The following is a 16,161-nucleotide window of genomic DNA, read 5'->3' as shown; positions in this document are numbered from 1 at the left end:
GGGTCGCGATCGCCCGCGCGCTCGGCGAGATCCGTTGCTTCGGTCATGCTTGTCAACTTACGTTGACACGGCGGGTGTGTCAACCATGGTTGACACACAAGGGCGGGGGCAAGGAGTGGAGGGGCGACGCGCGGTGGCTCAGACCTCCAGCACGATCTTGCCGAACTGCTCGCCCGACTCCAGCCGTTCGAAGCCCTCACGGGCCCGGTCCAGCGGCAGCACCTCGTCGACCACCGGGCGCACCCCCGTGGTCGCGCAGAAGGCCAGCAGGTCCTCCAGCTCGTCCTTGGTGCCCATGGTCGAGCCGACGACCTTCAGTTCGAGGAAGAAGATCCGGGTGAGTTCGGCGTGGGAGGGACGGTCGCCGCTGGTGGCCCCCGAGATGACCAGCGTGCCGCCCGGCTTCAGCGACTTGACCGAGTGCGACCAGGTCGCCGCGCCCACCGTCTCCATGACGGCGTCCACGCGCTCCGGAAGGCGTGCGCCCGCCTCGACGGCCTCCACGGCGCCAAGCTCCAGCGCCCGCTTCCGCTTGGCCTCGTCCCGGCTCGTGGCGAAGACGCGCAGTCCGGCCGCCTTGCCGAGCACGATCGCGGCCGTGGCGACACCGCCGCCCGCGCCCTGCACGAGGACCGAATCCCCGGGGCGCACACCGGCGTTGGTGAAGAGCATGCGGTAGGCGGTCAGCCACGCGGTGGGCAGGCAGGCGGCCTCGGCGAAGGACAGGCCCTTCGGCTTGGGCAGCACGTTCCAGGTGGGGACGGCCACGCGCTCGGCGAAGGTCCCCTGGTACTTCTCGGTCAGGATGGACCGGCCCTCGCGGGGTCCGACGCCGTGCCCGGACTGTCCGATGACGGAGTGGAGGACCACCTCGTTCCCGTCCTCGTCGATCCCGGCGGCGTCGCAGCCGAGGATCATCGGCAGCTTGTCCTCGGCGAGGCCGACGCCGCGCAGGGACCACAGGTCGTGATGGTTGAGGGAAGCGGCCCTGACGTTCACGGTCGACCAGCCGGGGCGGGCCTCGGGGGCGGGGCGCTCCCCCAACTCGAGGCCGTCGAGCGGCTGGTCACGGTTGATGCGGGCGGCGTAGGCAGCGAACATGAGCCGACCCTAGGCGCGAGGCGCACCCCGGCGGAACCTCGTACGGCTGTGACACGCGCCGCGCCCCCTGCCGCGCCGACGAGGCACGACAGGGGGCGCGGCACACACCACGGGACCGGCGTCAGCGGCGCGCGACGCCCTCCGCACGGGCGGCGGCGGCGACCGCGGCCGTCACGGCCGGGGCGACCCGCTCGTCGAACGGCGACGGGATCACGTAGTCCGCGGAGAGCTGGTCCCCGACGACGTCCGCGAGCGCGTCCGCGGCGGCGATCTTCATGCCCTCCGTGATGCGGGAGGCCCGCACCTGGAGCGCGCCCGCGAAGATGCCCGGGAAGGCGAGCACGTTGTTGATCTGGTTCGGGTAGTCCGAACGGCCGGTCGCCACCACGGCCGCGTACTTGTGCGCGACGTCGGGGTGGACCTCGGGGTTCGGGTTGGCCATGGCGAACACGAAGGAGTTCGGCGCCATGGACGCGACGGCCGGCTCGGGCACGGTGCCGCCGGAGACGCCGATGAACACGTCGGCGCCGGCCAGCGCCGACTCCAGCGAGCCGCTCAGCCCGGCCTTGTTGGTGAGCTCGGCGAGCTCCCGCTTGACCGGGGTGAGGTCGTCGCGGTCCCGGCTCACGATGCCCTTGCGGTCCGCGACCGCCACGTCGCCGAGCCCCGCCTCGAGGAGGAACTTGGCGATGGCGACCCCGGCCGCGCCGGCGCCGGAGATGACGGCGCGCAGCTCGCCGAGCGTGCGCCCGGTCAGCTTGGCCGCGTTGCGCAGCGCCGCGAGCGTCACCACGGCGGTGCCGTGCTGGTCGTCGTGGAAGACGGGGATGTCGAGCCGCTCCTGGAGCTTGCGCTCGATCTCGAAGCACCGCGGCGCCGAGATGTCCTCCAGGTTCACGCCGCCGAAGGACGGGGCGAGCCGCACGACGGTCTCGACGATCTCGTCGGCGTCCGTCGTCGCGAGCGCGATCGGCACCGCGTCCACGCCGCCGAACTGCTTGAACAGAATCGCCTTGCCCTCCATGACGGGGAGGGAGGCCTCGGCGCCGATGTCCCCGAGACCGAGCACGGCGGTCCCGTCGGTCACCACGGCGACGACATTGGATTTCCACGTGTAGTCGTGGACGAGCTCCGGCTGGTCGGCGATCGCGCTGCACACTTTCGCGACGCCGGGCGTGTACGCCAGGGACAGGTCGTCCTTGTCGCGGACCGGCACGGTGGCCTGCACGGCCATCTTGCCGCCGCGGTGCAGCGCGAAGGCCGGATCGAAGGGCTCGTCGGCTCCTTCGTGATCCGTACTGCTGTCGCTGCGAGGATTGACGATCTCCGCTGCCACTTGTCTTACCCCTTAAGTCTTAATCATTCGTTGAGGGTGTCCACTCCCGGTTGAGAAGTGGGCGGGCACCGCGTCCGTTCCCCGCCTGTCGGCGGAGGGAGGTACGGACACGCGGGCGCGCCGCACACGCGCCCTGGGCCCCGGATGAGGGGTGTAACCACTCTTTCTACCCGAAGGGAGTGCGCCCGGGCGAGTGACATTGGTTGCAGGGCGCCACTGCCGAAGGTCCCGGGCCACCGCACGGCCGGGAGCGGTCCGCCGCGGCCGGGCACGCTTCGCCGTGATCAAGGACGGTTCGGCGCGATCAAGAATTCTTCGACCGGCATTTCCGACATGGGGATACTCGCCGGTAAAGAAAAAGGAAGCCCGCGGCAACCTTCGGCACCTCTCGGCCGGTCACGGCGCACAATGCCCGAATTCTCCGAATAGTGACCCTCGGGCGTCCACATCGCGAGATTCACCGGATATCGATCGGTTAACGCTGATTCGCACGCGTCCCGCTATGCCCCAGCCGTACCGGGCTGTCGGCTTTCGAGGCGCTCCCGTTATCCGATTTTGACATCTCCGGCACCCAGAATCGGACGGTCCGAATGGCAAGATGCCGTCATCACACGAGGTCGCGACACCCGAAGGTGTGTGCCCGACCCATCGGCAACTCCCTCATCCGCCGGAGGACCCACCATGACCGCAAGGCCCCTTTGTCGTAAGACCGCAGCGAAGTCCGCGAAGTCCCGGATCGCCGCGGTCGGCGCGCTCGCGGTCGCCGGCTCGCTGCTGCTGTCCGGCTGCGGCGACCAGACGAACGACAAGGAGAGCGACTCGGTCAGCAACGCCCCGCTCGCCGACAAGCTCCCCAAGGACATCCGCGACAAGGGCGTCATCAAGGTCGGCTCCGACATCGCCTACCCGCCGGTCGAGTTCAAGGACAAGGACGGCAACACCGTCGGCATCGACCCGGACCTCGGCGAGGCGCTCGGCAAGCAGCTCGGCGTGAAGTTCGAGTTCGAGAACGGCACCTTCGACACCCTCCTCGGCGGCCTGCGCTCCAAGCGCTACCAGGTCGCCATGTCGGCGATGACCGACACCAAGAACCGCCAGGAGGGCGTCGACGAGGACACCGGCAAGAAGGTCGGCACCGGCGTCGACTTCGTCGACTACTTCACGGCGGGCGTCTCGATCTACACGAAGAAGGGCGACGACCAGGGCATCAAGACCTGGGCCGACCTCTGCGGCAAGAAGATCGTCGTCCAGCGCGGCACCGTCTCGCACGACCTGGCCAAGGCCGAGTCGAAGAAGTGCAAGGACGGCAAGAAGATCGCGATCGAGCAGTTCGACAACGACCAGCAGGCCCAGACCCGACTGCGCTCCGGCGGCGCCGACGCGGGTTCGTCCGACTTCCCGGTCGCCGCGTACGCGGTGAAGACCTCGGGCGGCGGCAAGGACTTCCAGCTGGTCGGCGAGCAGGTCGAGGCGGCTCCGTACGGCATCGCGGTCTCCAAGAAGAACCCCGAGCTGCGCGACGCGATCAAGGCCGCGCTCGACGCGATCATCGCGAACGGCGAGTACGAGAAGATCATCAAGAAGTGGGGCGTCGAGGACGGCGCGGTCAAGGAAGCCAAGGTCAACGGCGGCAAGTGACCGCATCCCTCCTAGTCGCTGAAAGGGCACTCACGTGACCCCCGACATCTCCAAGAAGGGCCCCGAGGACGACGTCCCGACGGCCCGGCCCGCGGAGGCCATCAAGGCCATCCCGGTCCGCCACTTCGGCCGGTACGTCGCCGCCGTCCTCGCGATCGGCGTCCTCGCCGCGATCGTCTACGCCTTCTCGCAGGGCGACATCAACTGGGGCGCGATCCCGGACAACTTCTTCGACGAGCGCATCCTCAGGGGCGTCCGCGAGACGCTGATCCTCACCTTCCTCTCGATGCTCATCGGCGTCGTCGGCGGTGTGATCCTCTCCGTGATGCGCCTGTCGAAGAACCCGGTGACGTCGTCGATCGCCTGGTTCTACATCTGGTTCTTCCGCGGCACCCCGGTCCTGGTCCAGCTCTTCGTCTGGTTCAACCTGGGCTTCGTCTTCGACTACGTGAACCTCGGCCCGGTCTACAAGGACGAGTGGTCGGACTTCATGACGCCGTTCCTGACGGCGCTGCTCGGCCTCGGCCTCAACGAGGCCGCGTACATGGCGGAGATCTGCCGCGCCGGTCTGCTCTCGGTCGACGAGGGCCAGACCGAGGCGTCGCACGCGCTGGGCATGAGCCACGGCAAGACGCTGCGCCGCGTGGTGCTGCCGCAGGCGATGCGCGTGGTCGTGCCGCCGACGGGCAACGAGTTCATCAACATGCTGAAGACGACCTCGCTGGTCGCGGCCGTCCAGTACTACGAACTCCTCAAGTACGCCCAGGACATCGGCACCTCGTCGGGCGCGACGGTGGAGGCCCTGCTGCTCGCCGCCTGCTGGTACCTGATCATGACGTCGATCCTCAGCGTCGGCCAGTACTACCTGGAGCGGTACTACGCGCGCGGCTCGTCCCGCACCCTGCCGGACACCCCCTTCCAGAAGATCAAGGCCAACGTGCTGTCCCTGAGCAACCGAGCGGGAGGCGTGCGCTGATGACCGCCATGGTGAAGGCCGAGGGCGTCCACAAGTCCTTCGGCAACGTAGAGGTCCTCAAGGGCATCGACCTGCAGGTCGAGCAGGGCGAGGTGTTCTGCCTCATCGGCCCGTCCGGCTCCGGCAAGTCGACGTTCCTGCGCTGCATCAACCACCTGGAGAAGATCAACGCCGGGCGGCTGTACGTCGACGGCGACCTGGTGGGCTACCGGCAGAAGGGGGACAAGCTGTACGAGCTCAAGGACAGCGAGGTCGCCCTGAAGCGCCGGGACATCGGCATGGTCTTCCAGCGCTTCAACCTCTTCCCGCACATGACGGCGCTCGAGAACGTCATGGAGGCGCCGGTCCAGGTCAAGGGCATCCCCAAGGCCGCGGCCCGGGAGCGCGCCGGCCAGCTCCTGGAGCGGGTGGGCCTCGCCGACAAGGCGGGCAACTACCCCTCGCAGCTCTCCGGCGGCCAGCAGCAGCGCGTGGCGATCGCCCGCGCGCTGGCGATGGACCCGAAGCTGATGCTGTTCGACGAGCCGACCTCGGCGCTCGACCCCGAGCTGGTCGGTGACGTGCTCGACGTGATGCGCGACCTCGCGGAGTCCGGCATGACGATGATCGTCGTCACGCACGAGATGGGCTTCGCCCGCGAGGTCGGCGACAGCCTCGTCTTCATGGACGGCGGCGTGGTCGTCGAGTCGGGCAACCCGCGGGACGTCCTGACGAACCCGCAGCAGGAGCGGACGCAGTCGTTCCTGTCGAAGGTGCTCTGACCCCGCGCGACACGAGGGCGGTGCCGACCCGGTCTCCCGGGACGGCACCGCCCTCGCGCGTGCGCTACTTCAGGCCGAGGACCACCGCGTCCGCGGGCGAGGCCCACACCGGGCGGGCCTCGGAGAACCCCGCCTCCCGGAGGGTGAGCGCGTGCCACTCGGCCGACGGCATGTCGCCGTCCGCGTGGTCGCCGTAGATCTCGAACCGCTTGGCGGTGGGCCCGGCGAGGACCGGGTCCTGCGCGGCGAGCTGCCACCACTCCTTCCAGTCCAGGACGCCCTCGGCCTTCTCCCGGTCCATCCGGCGGTGGCGCAGCGCGCTCTCGGCGGCGTTCAGGCGCGGGGTCGCCGGGTCGGGCATGTGGTCGGCGTTCATGAAGACGCCGCCGTCGCGGACGAGTCCGGCCAGTTGGCCGTAGAGCGTGGCGAGCGGCCCGCTGTGCAGCCAGTGCAGGGCGGTGGCGGTGAGCACGGCGTCGTACGTGTCGTGCGGCAGCGCGGCCGTCCAGTCGGGGTCCTTCAGGTCGGCGGTGACGAAGGTGACCCGGTCGTCGTCCGCGAAGGTGCCCTCGGCGATGGTGAGCAGCGCGGGGTCGAGGTCGACGCCGACGCTGGTGGCGTCCGGGAACCTCTGGAGCAGCCGGTCCGTAATACTTCCCGTACCGCACGCCAGATCGAGCACGCGTGGCGCGGTTCCGACCACGGCCTCGACCATGTCGAGCATGATGCGGAAGCGCTCCTCGCGGTCGGGCAGGTACCACTGCTGCTGCCGGTCCCAGCTCTCCTGCCAGGCGCGCCAGTCGGTGCCGAGCCCGTCCCCGGTCCTGGCTCCCGTCCCCGTCTCCGTCATCAGAACCCCTCCACTCCGTAATACCCTGGTACCGCAAGCGGCCATTACCGGCCGACGCCCTGACGATAGCCCGCTCCCGTAAGGACTACAAGTGGAACTGGCCCATTACTCAGACTTCGCCGTACGCCTGGTCAACAGCGAGGAGCCGGGCCGCGACAAGGACACGCTCACCTCGGTGGAGGTGATCCGGGAGCTGTTCGGGCCGAGCACGCAGATGGCCCGCCGCGCCACGGAGTCCGACCTCACCCGCTTCCGTTCGGTGCGGGCCCGGCTCAGGGCCGTCTTCGAGGCGGCCGACGCGGGCGACGAGACGCTCGCGGTCGACCTGCTGAACTCGCTGCTCCTGGAGTTCCCGGTGAGCCCGCAGATCTCGGGCCACGACCACCGGGACGAGGACGGCAGGCCGCTGTGGCACATGCACCTGGCGGACCACTCCTCGAACGCGACCGCGGGGTACGCCGCGATCGCCGCGATGGGCCTCGCCTTCCACCTCACCGAGCACGGCGTGGACCGCTTCGGCCTGTGCGAGGCGGCGCCGTGCCGCAACGCCTACCTCGACACGTCGACGAACCGCTCCCGGCGCTACTGCTCGGACCGCTGCGCGACCCGCGCCAACGTCGCCGCCTACCGCGCCCGGAAGCGCCTGGAGACGGAGCGCTCGGCGAGCACCGGACGCACGGCGGCCGGCGCCCAGCGCAGCAGCGCGAACGGCGAGCGGCGGCCGGGCGCGGGCGGACGGTAGCGGAACCTCACCTTCCCGAGGACGAGTTCCTCGGGAACGACGCCGTAGTCCGTGCTGTCCCCGCCCGCGAACGCGTTGTCGCCGAGCACCCACCAGCCGCCTTCGCGGCGCTCCTTGACGCGCTTGACGACCAACAGGTCCTGCTGGAACGGGTGGCGCAGGACCACCACGTCACCCGGGCGCACCCGGGCTCCCCACTGCACGAGCAGCCGGTCCCCGTGGTACAGCGTGGGCACCATCGAGGGCCCGGTCACCTCCGCCGCGCCCCACGGCACGACGGCCCTTCCACGCTCGGACTCCTGCGACAGCTCCGGCATCACCGGCACCTCCCCGGTCCTATCCTCCACCAGTCCCAGTCTGACCCTGGACTTTTGTCCTAAGCCCATGGGGGCCCTCGCGAAAACACGTCTCTCACGGAGTAATGTCCCACCTGAGAAGACGATCACGAGGAGGACAGCACCATGCTTTCCCGCCTGTTTGCCCCCAAGGTGAAGGTCAGCGCCCACTGCGACCTGCCCTGCGGTGTGTACGACCCGGCCCAGGCCCGCATCGAGGCGGAGTCGGTCAAGGCCGTGCAGGAGAAGATGGCCGCCAACGACGACGCGCACTTCCAGGCGCGCGCCGTGGTCATCAAGGAGCAGCGCGCCGAGCTGGCCAAGCACCACGTCTCGGTGCTGTGGAGCGACTACTTCAAGCCTCCGCACTTCGAGAAGTACCCGGAGCTGCACCAGCTGGTGAACGACACCCTCAAGGCCCTCTCGGCCGCGAAGGCGTCCACGGACCCGGCCACGGGCCAGAAGGCGCTCGACCACATCGCCCAGATCGACAAGATCTTCTGGGAGACCAAGAAGGCCTGATCCATGGCGAGACCGTTTGACCCGGGGTTTCGCGGGTCGCATCGCCTACCTGTCCGCACCCGGTCCGCTGGCCGCCGAGAACGGCGTCCCTGACGGACCGGGTGCGGTCTTGTTCATCGTGGGGCGAGGGCAGGTCGTCATCCGGCGTTCACGGTGCTCCTGACGCCACCGCACCGCATGCTCCGGATGACGTTGAACGCCCAACGGCCAAGCGGCCCGGGAGGCGAGTACCGTGAGAGACGTACCGTAAGGCCGTTCGGGCCGGATGGAACCGGTCGGTGAAGCGGCCTTGGACGGGTCGGCCAAGGACACGAGGCGAGCAGCGAAATCCCTGCCGGCGGGCATGACATGGCCTTCCAAGGCCTACATTCTTCCGTCGCTTGACGCTGCCTGGACCCTGCTGCCGTCAAGGGGGGGGAATTCATCCGGATCGGCAGGCCCCGCATGTCCACCACCGACCGCGAAGTACACATCGCCCGCGCTCTCCTCGATCTCACGCACCGCCCCATGGACTTCGATCCGCTGGAGCTGCTGCACGACCTGACCGCCCAGGCGGTCTCCCTGCTGCCGGTCCAGTGCGCCGGCATCACCGTCCTGGACCACGACGGCCACAACGCCCTCTACGTCACCGCCTCCGACGAACTGTGCCTGGCCCTCGAGGAGGACCAGAGCGAGCTGTGTGAAGGCCCCTGCCTGGACAGCGCCCGCCGCCAGCAGCCGCTGCCGGTGACCTCACTGACCGGCCCGCCGGGCTCCACCCGGTGGCCGCGCTTCGCGCCCCGCGCCCACGAGGCCGGGATCACGGCGGTCGCCGCGCTGACCCTGCACCTGCCGAAGCTGCCCATGGGCGCCCTCAACCTGCTGATGGCCTCCCCTCCCTACGCCGACAGCCGGGACCTGCAACTGGCCCAGACCCTCTGCGACGCCGCCGGTGCGACCCTGGCGTTCCGACAGCAGCTGGCCGACAAGGACCAGGTACTCGATCAACTGCAGGCCGCGCTGAACAGCCGCCTGGTCATCGAACAGGCCAAGGGCGTCCTCACCGTCCGCCTCGGCGTCGGCATGGACGAGGCGTTCCAGCGGCTGCGCGCCACTGCCCGCTCCCGACGGCAGAAACTCACCGAGCTGGCGACGCAGATCGCCCGGGGTGACGTGCCTGCCGACCTACTCGATCCCTCTCGGTGAGCACGAGCCCGTCACCGCGCACCGCCCGCCCGCTGTCCCCGAATCCGGGCCGGGGGGATCGTGATGGACCGCGATGATCTCAACGGCCTCCTGGACCGTCTGCACCAGGCCGCCCGCACCGGCAGCGACCTGTCGGCGGCCCCGGCGGCGGACACCGCCCGCCTGCTGCGCCTCGACGCCCTGACCCTGACCCTGCGCGCCAAGGGCGGCGCGCTGGAACTGCTGTGGGCCGACCCCGACAACCCGCTCGGCCAGGCTCTGGACGACCTGCAGTACACCCTTGGTGAAGGCCCCACCCTGGATGCCGCCAGGACCGGGCGCACCGTCGTCGAAGCCGACCTGGACGCCGCACCCGCCGACCGCTGGCCCCTGTTCGCCCCCGCCGCCCGCGCTCTGTCGGCGCGCACCGTCATCGCCGTCCCCCTGCTCCTGGGCGTGGCCACGGCAGGGGTCCTGACCGGCTCCCGCATCACCCCCGGCCCCTTCTCCGCCGACCAGCGCCAGGACCTCGCCCGATTCGCCCGGGTGGCCCTGGACCTGCTGCTGAACACGCCACTCGAGTCCCTGACCACCGGAACCGACGGCCCGGACCTGCACCGGGCCCCGGTCCACCAGGCGGCCGGCATCGTCACCGCCCGCCTCGGCATCAGCATCGACGAGGCCCTGCTCCGCCTGCGCGCCCACGCCTGGCGCCACGACCTGCCCCTGCTCCACGTCGCCCGCTCGATCATCTCCGGACACCTCCACCTCACATCCGACGGCTGACCCCGCCGGCCGGGGCGGGCCCAGCGACCGGGGTCCGAGGTGTCCCGGCCGCCTCAGGCGTCGAAGTCGCGGCGCGCGCCCTCGATGTGGGCGAGGTGTTCGTGGGTCCAGCCGCAGAGGGCGTCGACCGCCGTGCGCAGGCCCCGGCCCGGGGCCGTCAGGGTGTACTCGACCCGGGGCGGCACGGTGGGGTGGACCTCGCGGTGGACCAGGCCGTTGCGCTCCAGCATGCGGAGGTTCTGGGTGAGCATCTTGTGGCTCACGCCCTCGACCTCGTCGCGGAGTTCGCTGAAGCGCAGGGTGCGTTCGCCGAGGGCCTCGATGATCAGGAGCGCCCACTTGTTGGCGACGTCCGAGAAGATCTCCCGCGCCAGCGAGTCCGCGCGCCGCAGGTCCGCGTCCTCGGGCAGGCCCTTGAGCTGCTGCTTGGTCACCATCTGGTTCCCCTGTCACCAAAAAGTGCGTTCTTCCAGGTCAGCCCTCACTCTCCTATGGTTTCCGAGTAACCACAAGAGAGCCAACTTCGGCTATGCGCAGGCCATCAGGTCCGGCGATCTGATCCATGTCTCCGGCCAGATCGTCTCGCAGACCCTGTACGTGGTGGATCCGCGGCGGAACGCCACGCCGACGGCGGAGGGAAATCTGGCCTATTTCGGCGGTCACCGACCCGTCAGCACGGTCGTCGGCGTCACCGAGCTGACCTTTCCCGGCCAGGTCGTCGAGATCAGCCGCGTCGTCGACACACGGCTCCCCGCCCCGACTCCCTCCGGCATGTCCTGGCCATGGTCTCCGGGCGCGAGGGGCGTCCACAACTCCGCACTGGCATACGCTGGTTGAGGGAGTGAGAGGACCTGAGACCATGCCTCCGGATTCGAAGATCCTCATCGTCGACGACCACAAGGACACCCTGTTCGCGCTCGAGAGCGCGCTGGCTGCCCTCAACTACGAGCTGACCTGCGTCACCAGCGGTGACGATGCCCTCAAGGAGATCCTCCGCGGGGACATCGGGCTCGTCCTGCTGGACGTACGCATGCCCGGCTCGGGCGGGCTGGACGTGGTGCGCTACATGCGGCGCCTGGAGCAGACGCAGTACATCCCCATCCTGCTTCTGACCGGCTTCGGCATGAACCGCGACCTGGCCGCCGCCGCGTTCCTGCTCGGCGTGGCCGACGTGGTCCTCAAGCCGGTCGACCCGTGGATGCTGCGCACGAAGGTGCGCTACCTCTACGAGTCGTACCGGCGCACGTGCGCCCTCCAGCGCGAGCTGGACGCCCTGCGGGCCAACGGGGCGCCGGCTCCGCCCGTCAGGGGCCGCCGCTCGCGGGAGCCGGACGGGGCGCAGCCGCGGGTGCCCTCGCAGCCGACGGCGGCCTCGCACGAGAGCGCGGTGCGGGACCGGCGGTAGGAAGCGGGTCAGCCCGTCCCCGACAGGGCGCGGTCGAGGAGGATCTCCGCCGCCGCCCAGGCGTGCCGACCGTAGTCCGCGTCGTCCAGCACCATCGCGCGACTGGCGGCCCCGTCGGCGAGGGTGGCCAGCTGCTCGGCGAGCGGGAGGGGGTCGCGGCAGCCCAGCTCCGTCAGCACGGCGACGATCAGCTCCACCATGCGCAGCTTCTGCTCCCGGGCGTAGGAGTGCACCGCGCTCGCCGGGTCGGGGAACTCCGCGGCGGCGTCGATGAACGGGCACCCGCGCACCGGAGCCGCGTCCGCCGCCGGCGGGTGGAACAGCCCGCGGATCCTCTCGCGCGGCGGGACGTCCTCGCGGGTCAGCGCGCCCTCCAGCGTGGCCCCCGACAGGACGAGGCCCCGCAGATGGGCGATGACCAGGTCGTTCTTGGTGCGGAAGTGCGCATAGAGCGTCCGCTTGGACACCGGCGCCTCCTCCGCGACCTGCTCCATGCCCGTCGCGTTGATGCCCTGGGCCGCGAACAGCCGGGCGGCGGCGGCCAGAACGCGCTCCCGCCCGCCACGCCCCCGCCCGGGGGATGCCGCGGCCGTCGTACTCACGGTCGTACCCATGAGGGAAGTATACGCAGTCGTTTACTTTGGCCGGGATGCCGCACTAAGGTGCGGCCATATGTAAACGACTCCGTTTACTTCAAGCTCGACGCCGAGGAGTCCCATGAGCACGTTCGCCACGCCCGCCCCCACCGAGCCGAGCCGCAGCGCCGAGAAGCTGCTGCGCGGCCGGCACGCGACGCGCGCGTTCCGTCCGGAGGCCGTGCCGGAGGACACGATGCGGAAGATCTTCTCGCTGGCCGGCACCGCCCCGTCCAACTCCAACGCGCAGCCGTGGCAGGTGGAGGTGGTGAGCGGCGCGGCACGGCGGCGCCTGGCCGACGCCCTGGAGGCGGCCCACGCCGCCGGGCGCACCTCGGTGGACCTGCCGTACTCCGAGGAGATGTACGCGCAGGTGCACCGGGCACGGCGGGCGGCGTTCGGCGCCGAGCTGTACGGGGCGCTGGGCATCGGCCCCGACGACCACGCGGCACGCGCGGCCTACGACGCGGAGAGCCTGCGCTTCTACGGCGCGCCGCACGCGGCGTTCCTCTTCGTCCACGGCGACGGCGAGGAACGCCTTGCCGCGGACGTCGGCGCCTACCTGCAGACGCTGCTCCTCGCGATGACCGCGTACGGCGTGGACAGCTGCCCGCAGGGGCTGTTGAGCTTCTACGCCGACACCGTCCGCGCCGAACTCGGCGTCACCGGAGGAAAGCTGCTCGTCGGCGTCTCCTTCGGCTACGCCGACGAGTCCGCGCCGGTGAACCGGGTCAGGACCCGGCGGGCCCCGGTCGAGTCGACCACGGCCTTCCACGCCTAGTCCGGCGCGTCGGCCCCTTCCCGGCGCGAGCGGCTAGCGGGAGCCCCGGGGGCGGGCCAGGCCCAGGTCGTAGGCGAGGATCGTGGCCTGGACGCGGTCGCGCAGGTCCAGCTTGCTCAGGAGCGCGTTGACATGGGACTTGACCGTGCCCGTGGTGACGCCCAGGGACGCGCCGATCTCCGCGTTCGTGTGGCCCGCCGCGACCAGCGTCAGGACCTCGCGCTCGCGGGGCGTGAGGGACTCAAGGAGCGCGGGGTCGGGGGCGGGGGCCGTGTCGGCGAAGGCGTCGATCAGGCGGCGCGTGACGGTCGGCGCGAGCATGGCCTCGCCGGAGGCCACCACGCGGATCCCGGCGAGCAGTTCCTCGGGGTGCGCGTCCTTGAGGAGGAAGCCCGAGGCGCCGGCGCGCAGGGCGTCGTGGACGTAGGCGTCCTGGTCGAACGTGGTCAGGACCAGCACGCGCGGGACGGCGCCGGAGTGCCGCACGCCCGGGTCCGTGAGCAGGCGCGTCGCCGTGAGGCCGTCCATGCCGGGCATGCGGATGTCCATCAGGACGACGTCCGGGGCGTGCACGGCGGCCAGCCGCACCGCGTCGGCGCCGTCCGCCGCCTCCGCCACCACCTCGAAGTCCGGCTCCGCGTCGACGATCGCCGCGAATCCGGCGCGGACCACGGCCTGGTCGTCGACGACCATCACCCGGATCACCCCGGCGGGGGCACCGGATCCGGTGCCGGACTCGGACTCGGGCTCGGGCTCGGGCTCGCGGCCATGGGTGCCGGTGCCGGTGTCCGTGCTGATGGCGGTGCCTCCTTCGGGCTCTCGTGGGACGTCGTGTGCGGGGGCCGTTCCTCCGGCCCGTGCCGCGGTCCGCGTACGTTACCGGGGCCCGTCACCTCTCTCAGCGCGGCCAGGAGGTTCCGCATGGCGGCGAGGCCCGCCCGCGCCTGCGCCGCGACCCCTTCCAGGTCGCCCGCCTCGGCCCGCGCGACCACCTCGCCCGCGTGCCGGAGCACCTCGCCGCGCAGCTCCACGGCGATGCGGCGGCGCTCCTCGTACGCCTCGGCGACCGCCGCCGCGACCGCCGTCGTGAGCGCGTGGTCCTCCCACGCCCTGACGCGTTCGCGCCGCGTCCCCACCGCGGCGCCCAGGCCCCACACCCCGGCCATCGGCAGCAGGAACACCAGCCCGAACACCACGCCGAGGAAGAGCAGCAGGCCGAAGCCCCCGTCGTCCTTGAGCTCCGCGATCCCGTCGGCCGCCGCGAGGGCGAGCGAGGTCAGGGTCAGACCGATGGCCCCCACCGCCATCGCGGGCCAGGTGACGCGCGCGGGACCCGCGAACGCCGCCACCGCGTACACGGCCACGCACTCCGCGACGCCGCCCACCGCCGCCAGGCTCAGCGCCACGGTCGGCGACAGCAGCCCGAAGGCGAGGGCGAGCGGGGCGAGCCAGGCCGCGGCGAGGACCGCCGTCAGGACCGCCCAGGGCGCGCGGCGCCGCCACAGCAGCGGCAGCCCGCGCGCGACGGCGGGGACGCAGGCCAGGGCGGTCTCGGCGGGGCTCTCCACGATGACGACGAAGAGCGGGAACACCGCGACGGCGAGCGTGATCGCCGCGTCGGACAGGTCGAGGGAGCCCAGGGCCCGGTGGCGCAGGGTCCGCAGGCCCGGCGAGGCCGTCGGGAGCGCGGTGGCGCGCGGCAGCAGGGCCCGTACGGACCAGCCGGGACCGCCGGTGCGCGGCCCCGCCGTCAGCGTGCCGTCGAGGGCGGTGGCCCGCTCCCGCATGCCGGCCGTGCCGCGCCCCGAACCGAGCCGCTGGCGGCCCGCGAGCACGCCGCCCGCACGCGTCCCGTCGCCTTCGGCCGCCCCCGCGTCCCCGGCCGCCCCGTCGTCCTCGACCGTCAGCTCCACCGCGCCATCGGGGCCGGCGTCCGCCCCCGGTCCCGTGCCGGTGACCCGGATCCGCACGCGGACCACCGCCCCGGGCGCGTACCGCAGCGCGTTCGTGAGCGCCTCGCGGACGATGCCGAACACCGCCTCGGCCACCGGGCCCGTCAGCGCCGCGAGTTCGGGCGCCACGTCGACGGCGGGCCGCAGCCCCAGCCGGGCGAACCCGGCGGCGAGTCCGTCGACGCGCTCCTCCAGGGCGCTGCCCTCGTCCGCCGCGGACGTCCGCATCATCGCCACCAGGCGGTGCAGCGCCGCCTGGGTCTCGCGGCCGCTGTCCGCCGCGAACCGCAGCGCCTGCCCGGTCAGTTCCGGTCGGCGCCCGGCCAGCCGCAGCGCGGTGTCCGCGGTGACGACCACCGAGGTGAGGTGGTGGGCGCTGACGTCGTGCAGTTCGCGGGCGAGGCGCCCGCGCTCGGTGGTGGCGGCCCGGCCGCGTTCGGCCTCGGCCCGCGCCAGGTCCCGCGCGGCGGCCCGGCGCCCGGCGAGCCAGCGGCGGCGGCTGCGGCCCAGGCCCACGACGGTCAGATAGAGCACGCCGTTGACCACGGTCTCGCCCACGGTCTCGAGGCCGGAGTCGAGCACCAGCACCGAACGGACCGTGTCGACCACGGCCAGGGAGCCGCCGAGCGCGGCGGCCGTCCGCCCGGGGCGGCGCACCGCCACCGAGTACAGCGCGACCAGCAGGCCCAGCGAGTGCAGGAGCGTCGCGTCCTCGGGCAGGAGGAGCCCGGCGAGCATCCCGGCCTCGACGGCGAGCGCGGCGGCGACGGGACGGCTGCGGCGCACGCCGAGCCCGGCCGTGACGACGACCGCGATCACGGCGGCCGTCACGAGGGGGGCGGTGCCGACCGGCTCGCCCTCCCGCAGCGCGCGCCCCGGCCAGTAGGCCAGCTGCGGGATCACCAGCAGGACGGGCAGCAGCCAGTTCCGTATCCGCTCCATATCGGCCTCGATGATACGGAAGGGGTACACGAGGCAGGAGATGTCGGCCGGTGCCCCTGGCCCGTACCGTCGGGGGTGCGGCGTCTATCTCTGGTTGGAGAGCGTGATCGTGCGGACGGTCGACGTCTTGGCCCCGCACCGCCGGAATGCTGGTGGGCATGACGACGCCGCCCCACCAGGCCCACGCTCCGTACCCCGCGTACCCCCACGCGTACGCCCCACCCGCCCCCTGGCC

Annotated in this window: 17 protein-coding genes and 1 pseudogene; 10 read left to right on the top strand and 8 right to left on the bottom strand. The window is 71.6% G+C overall.

The features are described from left to right. Positions 1 to 138: 138 nt before the first annotated feature. Both AOK22_RS17550 and AOK22_RS17545 read right to left on the bottom strand, forming a co-directional pair. On the bottom strand, positions 139 to 1,101 hold the full coding sequence (locus AOK22_RS17550) for a zinc-binding dehydrogenase (protein WP_055699607.1): 963 nt from the start codon (positions 1,099 to 1,101) through the stop codon (positions 139 to 141). 121 nt (positions 1,102 to 1,222) lie between these two features. Then, entirely contained in the window at positions 1,223 to 2,437 is a 1,215-nt protein-coding gene (locus AOK22_RS17545; RefSeq protein WP_055699606.1) for an NAD(P)-dependent malic enzyme, read from the bottom strand. 681 nt (positions 2,438 to 3,118) lie between these two features. Here AOK22_RS17545 and AOK22_RS17540 point away from each other — a divergent pair. The 3 genes from AOK22_RS17540 to AOK22_RS17530 are packed head-to-tail and all read left to right on the top strand — an operon-like array spanning position 3,119 to position 5,812. Beyond that, entirely contained in the window at positions 3,119 to 4,075 is a 957-nt protein-coding gene (locus tag AOK22_RS17540; protein ID WP_055699605.1) for an ABC transporter substrate-binding protein, read from the top strand. A gap of 34 nt (positions 4,076 to 4,109) precedes the next feature. Continuing rightward, entirely contained in the window at positions 4,110 to 5,051 is a 942-nt protein-coding gene (locus tag AOK22_RS17535) for an amino acid ABC transporter permease (protein WP_055699604.1), read from the top strand. Continuing rightward, positions 5,051 to 5,812, top strand: a complete 762-nt coding sequence (locus AOK22_RS17530) for an amino acid ABC transporter ATP-binding protein (protein ID WP_055699603.1) — start codon at positions 5,051 to 5,053, stop codon at positions 5,810 to 5,812. The genes AOK22_RS17535 and AOK22_RS17530 overlap by 1 nt, the downstream gene beginning before the upstream one ends. A 64-nt stretch (positions 5,813 to 5,876) precedes the next feature. Here AOK22_RS17530 and AOK22_RS17525 read toward each other — a convergent pair whose 3' ends face one another. Then, on the bottom strand, positions 5,877 to 6,662 hold the full coding sequence (locus AOK22_RS17525; RefSeq protein ID WP_055699602.1) for a class I SAM-dependent methyltransferase: 786 nt from the start codon (positions 6,660 to 6,662) through the stop codon (positions 5,877 to 5,879). A 91-nt stretch (positions 6,663 to 6,753) separates the two neighbouring features. Here AOK22_RS17525 and AOK22_RS17520 point away from each other — a divergent pair, with 91 nt between their 5' ends. Next, complete coding sequence (locus tag AOK22_RS17520; RefSeq protein WP_055699601.1) at positions 6,754 to 7,404, top strand: CGNR zinc finger domain-containing protein; 651 nt, start codon at positions 6,754 to 6,756, stop codon at positions 7,402 to 7,404. On the opposite strand, the gene sodX is transcribed toward AOK22_RS17520, so the two are convergent. Beyond that, positions 7,287 to 7,721, bottom strand: coding sequence for a nickel-type superoxide dismutase maturation protease (sodX, locus tag AOK22_RS39810; RefSeq protein ID WP_079036642.1), 435 nt, complete (start codon positions 7,719 to 7,721; stop codon positions 7,287 to 7,289). The genes AOK22_RS17520 and sodX overlap by 118 nt on opposite strands. A gap of 144 nt (positions 7,722 to 7,865) precedes the next feature. On the opposite strand from sodX, the gene sodN reads away from it, so the two are divergent. The 3 genes from sodN (at position 7,866) to AOK22_RS17505 (ending at position 10,211) form a co-directional block, all read left to right on the top strand. Continuing rightward, complete coding sequence (gene sodN / locus AOK22_RS17515; RefSeq protein ID WP_055699600.1) at positions 7,866 to 8,261, top strand: superoxide dismutase, Ni; 396 nt, start codon at positions 7,866 to 7,868, stop codon at positions 8,259 to 8,261. 444 nt (positions 8,262 to 8,705) lie between these two features. After that, complete coding sequence (locus AOK22_RS17510) at positions 8,706 to 9,446, top strand: GAF and ANTAR domain-containing protein (protein WP_055699599.1); 741 nt, start codon at positions 8,706 to 8,708, stop codon at positions 9,444 to 9,446. A 63-nt stretch (positions 9,447 to 9,509) separates the two neighbouring features. Next, complete coding sequence (locus AOK22_RS17505; RefSeq protein ID WP_055699598.1) at positions 9,510 to 10,211, top strand: GAF and ANTAR domain-containing protein; 702 nt, start codon at positions 9,510 to 9,512, stop codon at positions 10,209 to 10,211. 53 nt (positions 10,212 to 10,264) lie between these two features. Here AOK22_RS17505 and AOK22_RS17500 read toward each other — a convergent pair whose 3' ends face one another. Next, entirely contained in the window at positions 10,265 to 10,648 is a 384-nt protein-coding gene (locus AOK22_RS17500) for a winged helix-turn-helix transcriptional regulator (RefSeq protein ID WP_055699597.1), read from the bottom strand. A 22-nt stretch (positions 10,649 to 10,670) separates the two neighbouring features. On the opposite strand from AOK22_RS17500, the pseudogene AOK22_RS39800 reads away from it, so the two are divergent. Together AOK22_RS39800 and AOK22_RS17495 are read left to right on the top strand one after the other, a co-directional pair. Continuing rightward, positions 10,671 to 10,967: pseudogene (locus AOK22_RS39800) on the top strand (RidA family protein); the annotation flags it as partial. A gap of 103 nt (positions 10,968 to 11,070) precedes the next feature. Further along, a complete protein-coding gene (locus AOK22_RS17495; RefSeq protein ID WP_079036640.1) occupies positions 11,071 to 11,616 on the top strand; it encodes a response regulator in 546 nt (181 codons plus the stop codon). Between the two features lie 8 nt (positions 11,617 to 11,624). On the opposite strand, the gene AOK22_RS17490 is transcribed toward AOK22_RS17495, so the two are convergent. Next, positions 11,625 to 12,230: a TetR/AcrR family transcriptional regulator gene (locus tag AOK22_RS17490; protein ID WP_193433255.1), complete on the bottom strand. Its 606-nt coding sequence runs from the start codon at positions 12,228 to 12,230 to the stop codon at positions 11,625 to 11,627. A gap of 103 nt (positions 12,231 to 12,333) precedes the next feature. On the opposite strand from AOK22_RS17490, the gene AOK22_RS17485 reads away from it, so the two are divergent. Beyond that, positions 12,334 to 13,032 (top strand): nitroreductase, encoded by a 699-nt coding sequence (locus AOK22_RS17485; RefSeq protein WP_055699596.1) that lies wholly within the window; start codon positions 12,334 to 12,336, stop codon positions 13,030 to 13,032. A 33-nt stretch (positions 13,033 to 13,065) separates the two neighbouring features. On the opposite strand, the gene AOK22_RS17480 is transcribed toward AOK22_RS17485, so the two are convergent. Then, positions 13,066 to 13,725: a response regulator gene (locus AOK22_RS17480; RefSeq protein ID WP_055699608.1), complete on the bottom strand. Its 660-nt coding sequence runs from the start codon at positions 13,723 to 13,725 to the stop codon at positions 13,066 to 13,068. A gap of 8 nt (positions 13,726 to 13,733) precedes the next feature. Then, positions 13,734 to 15,956, bottom strand: a complete 2,223-nt coding sequence (locus tag AOK22_RS17475) for a sensor histidine kinase (RefSeq protein WP_157872255.1) — start codon at positions 15,954 to 15,956, stop codon at positions 13,734 to 13,736. Positions 15,957 to 16,161: the final 205 nt, after the last annotated feature.

The sequence above is a fragment of the Streptomyces silaceus genome, assembly GCF_001419745.1.
Lineage (GTDB): Bacteria > Actinomycetota > Actinomycetes > Streptomycetales > Streptomycetaceae > Streptomyces > Streptomyces silaceus.
This window is presented reverse-complemented; position numbering and strand designations above follow the sequence as displayed.

What these genes read in the sequence shown, in the direction of transcription:
- AOK22_RS17550 (WP_055699607.1), bottom strand. Translation starts at nt 1,101, where the DNA reads ATGTTCGCTGCCTACGCCGCCCGCATCAACCGTGACCAGCCGCTCGAC.
- AOK22_RS17540 (WP_055699605.1), top strand. Translation starts at nt 3,119, where the DNA reads ATGACCGCAAGGCCCCTTTGTCGTAAGACCGCAGCGAAGTCCGCGAAG.
- AOK22_RS17530 (WP_055699603.1), top strand. Translation starts at nt 5,051, where the DNA reads ATGACCGCCATGGTGAAGGCCGAGGGCGTCCACAAGTCCTTCGGCAAC.
- AOK22_RS17525 (WP_055699602.1), bottom strand. Translation starts at nt 6,662, where the DNA reads ATGACGGAGACGGGGACGGGAGCCAGGACCGGGGACGGGCTCGGCACC.
- sodX (WP_079036642.1), bottom strand. Translation starts at nt 7,721, where the DNA reads ATGCCGGAGCTGTCGCAGGAGTCCGAGCGTGGAAGGGCCGTCGTGCCG.
- sodN (WP_055699600.1), top strand. Translation starts at nt 7,866, where the DNA reads ATGCTTTCCCGCCTGTTTGCCCCCAAGGTGAAGGTCAGCGCCCACTGC.
- AOK22_RS17510 (WP_055699599.1), top strand. Translation starts at nt 8,706, where the DNA reads ATGTCCACCACCGACCGCGAAGTACACATCGCCCGCGCTCTCCTCGAT.
- AOK22_RS17505 (WP_055699598.1), top strand. Translation starts at nt 9,510, where the DNA reads ATGGACCGCGATGATCTCAACGGCCTCCTGGACCGTCTGCACCAGGCC.
- AOK22_RS17500 (WP_055699597.1), bottom strand. Translation starts at nt 10,648, where the DNA reads ATGGTGACCAAGCAGCAGCTCAAGGGCCTGCCCGAGGACGCGGACCTG.
- AOK22_RS17495 (WP_079036640.1), top strand. Translation starts at nt 11,071, where the DNA reads ATGCCTCCGGATTCGAAGATCCTCATCGTCGACGACCACAAGGACACC.
- AOK22_RS17490 (WP_193433255.1), bottom strand. Translation starts at nt 12,230, where the DNA reads ATGGGTACGACCGTGAGTACGACGGCCGCGGCATCCCCCGGGCGGGGG.
- AOK22_RS17485 (WP_055699596.1), top strand. Translation starts at nt 12,334, where the DNA reads ATGAGCACGTTCGCCACGCCCGCCCCCACCGAGCCGAGCCGCAGCGCC.
- AOK22_RS17480 (WP_055699608.1), bottom strand. Translation starts at nt 13,725, where the DNA reads ATGGTCGTCGACGACCAGGCCGTGGTCCGCGCCGGATTCGCGGCGATC.